The 9,692-nt window shown below is 62.8% G+C and carries 8 protein-coding genes; 5 read left to right on the top strand and 3 right to left on the bottom strand.

What is annotated here, in order from left to right:
• Positions 1 to 445 (top strand): MFS transporter (locus IAE36_RS05530; RefSeq protein ID WP_201210927.1); only part of this gene is annotated, 445 nt, incomplete at its 5' end.
• Positions 446 to 449: 4 nt separating this feature from the next.
• Here IAE36_RS05530 and IAE36_RS05525 read toward each other — a convergent pair.
• Positions 450 to 1,775, bottom strand: coding sequence for an MFS transporter (locus tag IAE36_RS05525; RefSeq protein ID WP_201210920.1), 1,326 nt, complete (start codon positions 1,773 to 1,775; stop codon positions 450 to 452).
• Between the two features lie 45 nt (positions 1,776 to 1,820).
• A complete protein-coding gene (locus IAE36_RS05520; RefSeq protein ID WP_201210918.1) occupies positions 1,821 to 2,741 on the bottom strand; it encodes an SMP-30/gluconolactonase/LRE family protein in 921 nt (306 codons plus the stop codon).
• Positions 2,742 to 3,039: 298 nt separating this feature from the next.
• On the opposite strand from IAE36_RS05520, the gene IAE36_RS05515 reads away from it, so the two are divergent.
• A complete protein-coding gene (locus tag IAE36_RS05515; protein WP_082428261.1) occupies positions 3,040 to 3,741 on the top strand; it encodes an IclR family transcriptional regulator in 702 nt (233 codons plus the stop codon).
• 38 nt (positions 3,742 to 3,779) lie between these two features.
• Here the strand turns inward: IAE36_RS05515 and IAE36_RS05510 are convergent, their stop codons facing one another.
• Positions 3,780 to 4,826 carry a LacI family DNA-binding transcriptional regulator gene (locus IAE36_RS05510; protein WP_201210916.1) on the bottom strand — a complete coding sequence of 349 codons (1,047 nt, stop codon included), beginning with the start codon at positions 4,824 to 4,826 and terminating at the stop codon, positions 3,780 to 3,782.
• Between the two features lie 245 nt (positions 4,827 to 5,071).
• Here IAE36_RS05510 and IAE36_RS05505 point away from each other — a divergent pair, with 245 nt between their 5' ends.
• From IAE36_RS05505 to mgrA, 3 genes are read left to right on the top strand one after another with little or no spacing between them, the layout of a single operon-like run.
• Positions 5,072 to 7,276, top strand: a complete 2,205-nt coding sequence (locus IAE36_RS05505; RefSeq protein ID WP_201210914.1) for a TonB-dependent receptor — start codon at positions 5,072 to 5,074, stop codon at positions 7,274 to 7,276.
• 39 nt (positions 7,277 to 7,315) lie between these two features.
• Positions 7,316 to 8,635, top strand: a complete 1,320-nt coding sequence (locus IAE36_RS05500) for an LLM class flavin-dependent oxidoreductase (protein ID WP_201210912.1) — start codon at positions 7,316 to 7,318, stop codon at positions 8,633 to 8,635.
• Positions 8,636 to 8,646: 11 nt separating this feature from the next.
• Positions 8,647 to 9,690: an L-glyceraldehyde 3-phosphate reductase gene (gene mgrA, locus IAE36_RS05495; protein WP_201210904.1), complete on the top strand. Its 1,044-nt coding sequence runs from the start codon at positions 8,647 to 8,649 to the stop codon at positions 9,688 to 9,690.
• The last annotated feature ends 2 nt before the right edge of the window (positions 9,691 to 9,692 follow it).

The following is a 9,692-nucleotide window of genomic DNA, read 5'->3' as shown; positions in this document are numbered from 1 at the left end:
CGGCCTCCCCCCGGGGCCGGGCGGGGGGCGGGGGGGGGCTGGGGCGGGGGCATTCCTGGCCACGCTGGTATTGGCGGTGGGTGGGGCCATCCCCCGGCTGCAGCATTTTACCCATGCCGGGGCGCTGTCGTGTGCGGTCGCCCTGTTGGGCTTATGGCAGGCGGGAGAGTTGCCGCAGGCGCTGGTGGCACTGGCAGTGCTGGGGTTCGGTATCACCCTGAGCAACGTCAGTACCAACATGCAGTTGCAAAGCGGGGCGCCGAGCCATTTGCGCGGTCGGGTCATTGCCTTCTACATCGCCATGCGCTTTGGGTTCGAGGCCTTGGGCGGCATGGCGGCAGGTTTGATTGCTGCGCGGTTTGGTGCACCTGCGACCCTTGGGGTCGCAGGTGGGGTGCTGGTGCTTGGGTTGCTGGGGCAATACTGCATGCAGCGCCGCCGCTAGGCCGTCAGGCGGTGCGGCCCAGCGGGGCTTGCCGCTTGGCGGGGTCGCCCAGCCAGAGCATGAGGATGATACCCACCACCAGTATGGCTGCCACTGCGAAGAACGGGATCACGAAGCTGTTGGTCGCGTCCTTGATCACACCGATCATGAAGGGGCCGGTGAACCCGCCCAGGTTGCCAATCGACACAATCATCGCCAGGCCGCCTGCGGCGGCGCGGCCGGTGAGGAAGGTCGAGGGAATGGCCCAGAACGTTGCCTGGAAAGACAAGATACTGGCCACCGCCACGCACAGTGCACCGATCTTGACCAGCGGGTCTGCGACCAGTGCCGCGACCACCAGGGCCACAGCCGCCATGGACAGCGCGGCGACCACGTAGGGCAGCCGCTGCTCGCTGCGGTTGGCCAGGCGTGCCCACAGGGTCATGGCGATGGCGCCGAGGATGTAGGGCAGCGCCACTACCAGGCCCAGCGTGCTTGCCGAAATGCCCAGCCCTTTGATGATCTGTGGTAACCACATGCCGATGCCAACCGAGCCCACGATGCAGCAGAAGTTGATCGCAGCCAGGGTGAACACTTTCGGGTTGGTCAATGCCGAACGCAAGGTACTGCCATGGCTGGCGCCAATCGACTGCTGCTCTTGGGTAATACGGTTGCTCAGCCAGTGCTTTTCACGCTCGCTGAGCCATTTGGCCTTGACTGGGTTGTCCACCAGCACCCACAGGCAAGCGATGCCCAGCAGTACAGCGGGCAGGGACTCCGTCACCAGCAGCAGTTGCCAGTTTTTCAAACCCATCACATCGTGTTGCTGCATCAGCCAGCCGGACAACGGCGAGCCAATGATGTTGGCCGTGGGGATGCCCAGCAGGAACGCGGCAGTGGCCTTGGCGCGCCACTTGCCCGGGAACCAGTAAGTGAAGAACAGGTAGATGCCCGGCGTGAAGCCTGCCTCGGCAACGCCCAGCAGAAAGCGCAGAATACTGAAGCTGACGGGCCCGGTGGCGAACGCTGTGGCCATCGAGAGCAGGCCCCAGGTCACCATGATGCGGGCGATCCAAACCCGTGCACCGAAGCGCTGCAGCAGAAGGTTGCTGGGTAACTCAAAGATGAAATAGCCGAAAAAGAACAACCCGGCCGCCCAGCCGAACATCGTAGCGGTCAGGCCCAGGTCCTGGTTCATGGAAAGGGCGGCGAAGCCGACGTTCGTGCGGTCCAGGTAGCTGATCACATAGCAGCAGAAAATGAACGGCAACAGGCGCCACAATACGCGGCGCATCAGGCGTTCGCCTTCTGCCTCACTCAAAGGTGCGGAGCTGGTGGTCTGGTAGTTCATGTCGTTTGATCTTCTTGTAGTTGTTGTCAGTGACGCTGGGCGTTTTCAGCTGTGCGAGTACATCGCAAGGCCTGGCACTTTGGCCCTGACCTGTAGAATGCTGCCGGTCTCGGACTCGGTGATAAACAGGGTCTGGCCGTCGGCACCGCCGAAGGCGAGGTTGGTATTGCTGATGCCGGCGCAGGAGACAATGCGCTCCAGCGGTTCGGCCACCTTCGAGAGCTTCCACACAGAACCAAACCCGGTGTGGGCTATATACAGGTTGCTGTGGGCATCCAGCGCCAAACCGTCGGGGCCACCCAGGCCGCCGTGCAGTTGTGCGAAAACACCGACCTTGCCGATGATCGAACCGTTGCCCAGCGGGATCCGCCAGATTTGCTGGGCGCGGGTAACTGCTACCAGCAAATGGTTGAGGTGGGGGTCGTAGACGATGCCGTTGGGGCTGGGGATGGTGCCCAGCAGGCAGGTGAGGTTGCCGCTGGCATCGAGCTTGTACACCCTGCCGCTGGCGTCCTGGAGCCCGGTCTGGCCCTGGTCGGTGAAGTACAGGTCGCCGTTGGGCGCAAACACCAGGTCATTGACGCCCTTGAAACCTTCAGAACCGGCCGAGTCGAGCAGCGCTTCCATGGCCCCGGTTTCCGGGTCGAGCACCATGATCCCGCGCTTGTAATCGGTGATGAAAATGCGGCCGTCCTGGTGGATCTTCAGGCCGTTTGGCCAGCCATCGTACTGGCACACCAGCTCCCATTCGCCTTGGTGAGAGATGCGGAAAATGCGCCCATTGGGTATGTCGGTGACGTACAGACGGCCTTGGCGGTCAAACGAAGGGCCTTCCAGGAAAGAGTCGATGGCGCGACCTTGACGGTTGGCATTGGCCCAAGCGGTAGGGCGTACATCGCGGAAACGGTCGGGCAGGCGAGTGAAAACCGTGGTTTCGAGCGTAGGCGGGGCAGCAAAGAAGCTCATGAGCGCTCCTGTAGGGCCGGAGGACGAAAGGCGTCCGATTGTTTTTGTGGTTTTAAATGCAATGCAATTTCAAAATAGCTCATAAATTATCTATCCGTGAAGCGAAATTTCATACCACCTCGTATTTCTGGTGAAAAACTGGGAGGTAAAGACTTTAACTTTTGGCTATTAGGAAATGTGATTCTAAAAACCACGTCGCGAGCTCTGTTCCGTTGGCGCTGGCCGACCATTTACGGATAATGGGCCTTTTCCAGTCCCTGGCTTCGATCCGGGGCGTCGATCCTGTGAGGTTCTGCAAATGGTCAAAGCGCGGCCGCGTCCAGCGGTGAATGGGGTGGCATCGGCAGACCGTGTCTTGACCGTGCTGACGGCATTCGAGATAGGTGACACGGCGCTGAGCCTCGTCGAGCTGGTAGAGCGTACCGGCCTCATCAAGAGCACGATCATGCGTTTGATGGTTTCACTGGAAAACCACGGGTTCATTACCCGCATGGCCGACGGGCGCTACCAGCTGGCCAGTGAGGTCATGCGTCTGAATGCTGTTTACCAGGAGGCGCTGGACCTCGAACGGCACGTGATGCCACGCTTGCACCACCTGGCCGAGCAGTCCGGTGAAACGGCGTCTTTCTATGTGCGTCATGGCGCCTATCGGATGTGTCAGTACCGAGTTAACTCATCCCATCGCCTGCGTCTGAATCTTCAACCTGGGGATATGCGGCCCATGGATGAAGCGGCCGGGGCGCAGGCCCTGCGTGCCACTTACCAAATTGGCAGCACGCTGCAGAAGCCTTATTACTCAAAAGGTGCGACGGATCCCCATGCTGCCTCCATGGCCTTGCCGATCTACGGCGCGCAGCAGGAGCTCATGGGTGCGCTGGTCATTTCAGGGCCTGCAAGCCGTTTGACCGAAGAGTATGCCGACAGTCTCAAACCCATGTTCTTCGAGGCCGCACATGACCTGATGCGCAGCTTGGGCTTCAAACCGGTAACCACGGACTGAGGTCCGACTCGGTATTTTCCGTCCGGGCCAGGTTGACTTCAGATACTCTCCCGCACCACCAGCTGGCACGTCAGCAGGTTCAAGCGTGGTATATCGCCTTCGCCCGTCAGGGCGCCCAGATGCTGCAACACCCGCTGCGCCGCCACCACACCGATTTCTCGCGAGGGTGGCCGCACGGTGGACAGGCTGGGCAGCAGCATCTGCGCGAAGGCGTAGTCACCAAAGCCCATGACCGCCACGTCTTCGGGTACCCGCAGCCCGGCGCGCTGGCTTGCGAGCAGGGCGCCTGCGGCCAGGTTGTCATTGGCGAACATGATCGCATCCGGGGCGGGAGTGCGGCGCATCAGCGCTTCCAGCGCCTGGCGGCCGGCGTCGAATGGCGCTGCGTCAGCGGGCGGGACGAACACCCAGGGCTCCAGGCCCGCTTCCAACAGCACCTGGGCATACCCGTCACGCCGCTCCAGGGCGCTGAAGTCGCCAGCGACGCTGTTCTGCACGAATGCGATGCGCTGGTAGCCTTTGTCCAGCAAGCAGCGGCATGCCAGTTGGCCCGCCTCGAAATGACGAAAACCCACCTGCAGCGCAGGGCGTTCGGGCACGTAATCCCAGATTTCAACCACGGGTACGTCCGCTTCGGCCAGCATCTTTTCGGTAGCGGGGCTGTGGTAACGGCTGGTGACCACCAGTGCCGCTGGCGACCATCCCAGAAAGGCCCGCACCGCCTGTTCTTCCTGCTCTTGGCTGAAGTAGCTTGAGGCCAGCAGCAATTGGTAGCCGAATGTACTCAGGGTATCGCTGAAGGCTTGCAGGGTATCGGCGAAAATCGGCCCGGAGATGTTCGGGATGACCAAGGCAACGATGCGCCCGCGCGCGGAGGCGAGGCCGCCGGCCACCCGATTTGGCACATAGCCCATCTGCTGCACGGCAGCTTGGATCCGCTCGCGCAGCGGTTCGGAAACCTGTTCCGGCTGGTTGAAGTACCGCGAGACGGTGATCGACGACACCTTAGCCACTCGGGCGACGTCCGCCAGCGTGACGCGCCCGGCACCGCGGCGCTTTCGAGTGGGTTCATTGGGCTTGTTCACGCTGACGCCCTGGCAACTGTGGCTAAGAGAGGGCCCATGTTAGCGCTAACCAGAGCGCTTGAAGCAAATAGCCAAAAGGCATAAATGGCGTATTTTTCAGTATTTGACGTGCTATGCAGGCCGCTTGGATACTTGCTCTGTTAGCGCTAACAAGCGCTGCTGTTGGCAAGCGCCTGCCACTCGCACGAGCGAGACCAGACACCCACAGCTTCTCTTTCGTCTGGTTTATCAGGGCAGTGTGCATCATGCAGAAAAGCCGCAATCGGTCTTCTTTCAAACCCCCACGCAAACCCCTGGCTACGGCTGTGCTGCTGGCTGCCATAGGGCAGGGCGCCCAGGCAGAAGAGGCTGTGCAGCCTACTGCGCTGGGGGCCGTCACGGTTACAGCCACCCGCCGTGAGGCACCCCTGCAAAAGGTGCCGGTGGCCGTTTCGGTAGTGGAGGGCGAGCAACTGGAGCGGGATAACCGCAACAACGTCGCCAGCATCGTGCAGCAGGTACCCACCCTCAACTACCGGGCCGGCGCTTCCAACAAGGATACTTCGCTGTTCATCCGTGGCGTGGGCACCATTTCGACCTCACCCGGTGTAGAGCCCACGGTCGCCACAGTGGTCGATGGCGTGGTGTTCGGCCGCCCCGGCCAATCTACCCTCGACCTGCTTGACCTCGAACGTATCGAAGTGCTGCGTGGCCCGCAGGGCACACTGTTCGGCAAAAACGCATCGGCCGGCGTACTCAATGTGATCAGCAAGGCCATCCCGGAGCAGACCCAAGGGTATGTGGATTACGCTCATTTTGGTGGGGGCGACGAGAACCGCCTGCGCTTCGGCATTGGCGGGCGCTTCGATGAGCACCTGAAGGGCTCGCTGAGCACGTTGTGGGGCGGCTATGACGGCAACGTGGACAATGTTGCCAACGGCCACCGCGTCAATGGCTACACACGCAAGGGGGCACGCGGCAAGCTTGAATTCGAGCCGGACGAGGCGCTGCGCCTTACCCTGATCGCGGACTACATGAAAGGCGAAGATACCCTGCCCAGCGGTGTGGTCACCCGTGCGGGCAACGCCTTTGCCAGCCAGTTACGGCCGGTGACCGCCAGTGCTCACAACCGTGACATCAACAGCGACTTCAAGACCCACGTCGAAGACGAAAACCAGGGCTTGTCTGCGCAACTGGACTGGCAACTGGGCGACTTCACCCTGACCTCGATCAGTGCCTGGCGGGGCTGGAACAACACCCAGTACCAGGACGGTGACCGGCGCGCCTTGCTGCCGCTGACCGCCTCCCATGACAAGGGCACGGTCGATTACGACCAGTACAGCCAGGAATTTCGCCTGACCTCGCCCAAGGGCCAGTTCAACGAATATGTACTGGGCGCCTTCTACATGCACGGCAAGTCGCAGGAAACCTACCAGCGCCTGTCGGTGAATGGCGGCATCGCCAACCTCGGCCGCGCCGATTACGCCACCCGCAACGACAGCGTGGCGCTGTTCGGCGAGAACACCTTCAACTTCACCCACGACTTGCGCGCCATCTTCGGGCTGCGCTGGACCCACGATGACCTCGACTATGATCACCGCCGCGTGTCCACCTCGGCCACCGCTGTGACCGGTATCCAGCCCTCTACCGCCAGCAAAGGGTCAGTGGACGCGGACGGCTGGAGCGGGCGGACCGGGCTGCAGTACGATTTCAACGACAACCTGACCGGCTATGTCACCTATTCCCGGGGCTACAAAGGCCCGGCCTACAACGTGTTCTTCAACATGCAGCCGCGTGACACCCAGGCGCTCAAGCCCGAAACCTCCGACGCCTACGAGATCGGCCTGAAGAGCACGGCGCTGGACAATCGCCTCACCGCCAACCTGGCCGTCTTCCACACCGATTACGACAACTACCAGGCGAACTTCTTCGACACCGTGGCCAACCAGGTGGTCACCCGGCTGGTCAACGCCGGCAAGGTCAAGACCCAGGGCGTAGAACTGGATGCCAGCCTGCAGGCCACCTCGCGCCTGAAACTGTCGGCCGCCGTGGCCTACACCAAGGCGCGCGTCGATCACTTCAACTGCCCGCCAGGGGCAGCCGCCAACTGCAATATCGACGGCGGCCACCTGCCGTTCACCCCGGACTGGAAAACCTACCTGCGGGCTGACTACGTGATCCCGCTGGACAACGGCCTGGACGTGGAACTGAGCAGTGATTACAGCTGGCAGGACGCCGTGCAGTTCAGCCTCGACCAGAACCCGGACACGGTCCAGGGCGCGTATGGCATCTGGAATGCCAGCGTCGCCCTGGCCGACTACAACGCCGGCTGGCGCGTGGCGCTGCTGGGCAAGAACCTGGGCGACACGTCGTACGCGCAGATGCTGTCCAGTGGCGGTGACTACATCTACCGCTCGGTGCCCCGGGACGACGGGCGCTACTTCGGCGTGCAACTGCGCAAGGACTTCTGAGCCTGCGGCTGCCGTATTTGTGTATTGAAGGAGAACCCCATGTCCCGTCAAATGAGCCTGGGCGCGTTTCTGATGGCTACCGGGCACCACATTGCCGCCTGGCGCCACCCGGAGGTGCCGGCGGACCCGCTGGACTTTGCCATCTACCGGCGCACGGCGCAGATCGCCGAAGCGGCGTGCTTCGACGCCCTGTTCGTGGCCGACAGCGTGGCGGCGCCCGCCGAACCCTGGGCGAGTCTGAGCGCCCGCTCGGTGTATTTCGAACCGTTGACCCTGCTGTCGGCGCTCAGCGCGGTCACCGAGCGCATCGGGCTGATCGCAACCGCCACCACCAGTTACAACGAGCCGTACCATGTGGCACGTAAATTCGCTTCGCTGGACCACCTGTCTGCGGGGCGTGCCGGGTGGAACCTGGTGACCTCTGACGCGGCCGCCGAGGCCGGTAACTTCGGCCTTGATGCGCACATTTCGCACGCCGAGCGCTACGCCCGTGCCCGTGAATTCCAGCAGGTAGTACAAGGCTTGTGGGACAGCTGGGCGGACGATGCCTTCGTGCGTGACAAAGCCAGCGGCCTCTTTCACCCGCCCCATGCGGTGCGCACGCTCGACCACGTCGGTGAGCACTTCCGTGTCAAAGGCCCGCTGAATGTGGCCCGCTCGCCCCAGGGGCGGCCCGTACTGGTCCAGGCGGGTTCCTCGGAAGCCGGCCGCGCGTTGGCGGCACAGAGCGCCGAAGTGGTGTTCACTGCACAGCCCAGCCTGGAAAAGGCGCGGGCGTTCTACGCCGACGTAAAAGGGCGACTGGCCAGTTACGGGCGTGATCCGAACGCCCTTAAGATCATGCCCGGTGTGTTCGTGGTAGTGGGGCAAAGCCAGGCACAAGCCGAAGACAAGTACCAAGCGTTTCAGGACTTGGTCGACCCCCGTGTCGGGGTGGGCCTGCTGGGGCGCATGCTGGGCAACTTCGACCTGTCCGGCTACCCGCTGGACGGCCCGCTACCACCGCTGCCGCCCACCGACAACGGCCAGCGAAGCCGCCAGGCTTTACTGACCGAGCTGGCCGGCAGCGAGCAACTGACCTTGGCGCAGCTGGGCCGGCGCATCGCCGGGGGGCGAGGGCACCACAGCGTGGTGGGCACGCCGTCGCAGATTGCCGATGAACTGCAGGCCTGGTTCGAAGGCAGCGCAGCCGATGGCTTCAACGTACTGGTCCCCCACCTGCCGTTGGGGCTCGAAGACTTCGCCCTGCACGTGGTGCCCGAACTGCAGCGACGTGGCCTGTTCCGTCGCCACTATCAAGGCAAGACGCTGCGCGAGCATCTAGGCCTGCAACGCCCGGCCAACCCCCATTTTGTTTGACGAGAATCCCCATGAGCTATCACGCAAACCCCGACCGTTATGCACGCATGCCCTACCGCCGGGTAGGGCGCAATGGCCTGGTGCTACCGGCCCTGTCACTGGGGCTGTGGCACAATTTTGGTGATGCCACGCCCATCAGCACCCAGCGCGCCTTGCTGCATACCGCCTTTGATGCCGGTATCAACCATTTTGACCTGGCCAACAACTACGGCCCGCCGTACGGCAGCGCCGAGGTGAATTTCGGCCGCCTGCTGCGCGAGGACCTGCGCAGCTACCGGGATGAACTGATCATCTCCAGCAAGGCCGGTTGGGACATGTGGCCCGGGCCTTACGGGCAGGGCGGCAGCTCGCGCAAATACCTGATCGCCAGCCTGGACCAGAGCCTGGCTCGCCTAGGGCTGGACTATGTGGATATTTTCTATTCCCACCGCTTCGATGCCGATACCCCGCTGGAAGAAACGGCCATTGCGTTGGCCGATATCGTGCGCCAGGGCAAAGCGTTGTACATCGGTATCTCGTCCTACTCGGCAGGCAAAACCGCCGAGATGGCAGCGTTGCTCGACACGCTCAACGTGCCGCTGCTGATCCACCAGCCGTCCTACAACCTGTTCAACCGCTGGATAGAGCGCGACCTGCTCGACACCACAGCGGCCGTGGGGGCCGGGGTGATCGTGTTTACCGCGTTGGCCCAAGGGCTGCTCAGCGACAAGTACCTTGACGGCATCCCGGCCGATGCACGGGTCAACCGCGCAGGCGGCGGGTCGCTGCTGCCCCAGCATTTGTCCGAAGCCAACATCGCCCGTGCTCGCGCCCTGAATGCCATCGCCCACCAGCGTGGCCAGAGCCTGGCCCAGCTGGCATTGGCCTGGACCTTGCGCGACCCACGGGTGACCTCGGCACTGATCGGCGCCAGCCGGCCGGAACAGATCACCGAAAACGTCGCAGCCCTCGACAACCTGGCGTTCAGCGCCGAGGAGCTGGCGGCCATTGACCAGTACGCCGTTGAAGGCGGGATAAACCTCTGGGAAAAGCCCTCGACCGACTGGAAGGAATAAAC

The organism is Pseudomonas sp. S36, from assembly GCF_016647875.1.
Classification (GTDB): domain Bacteria; phylum Pseudomonadota; class Gammaproteobacteria; order Pseudomonadales; family Pseudomonadaceae; genus Aquipseudomonas; species Aquipseudomonas parafulva.
This window is presented reverse-complemented; position numbering and strand designations above follow the sequence as displayed.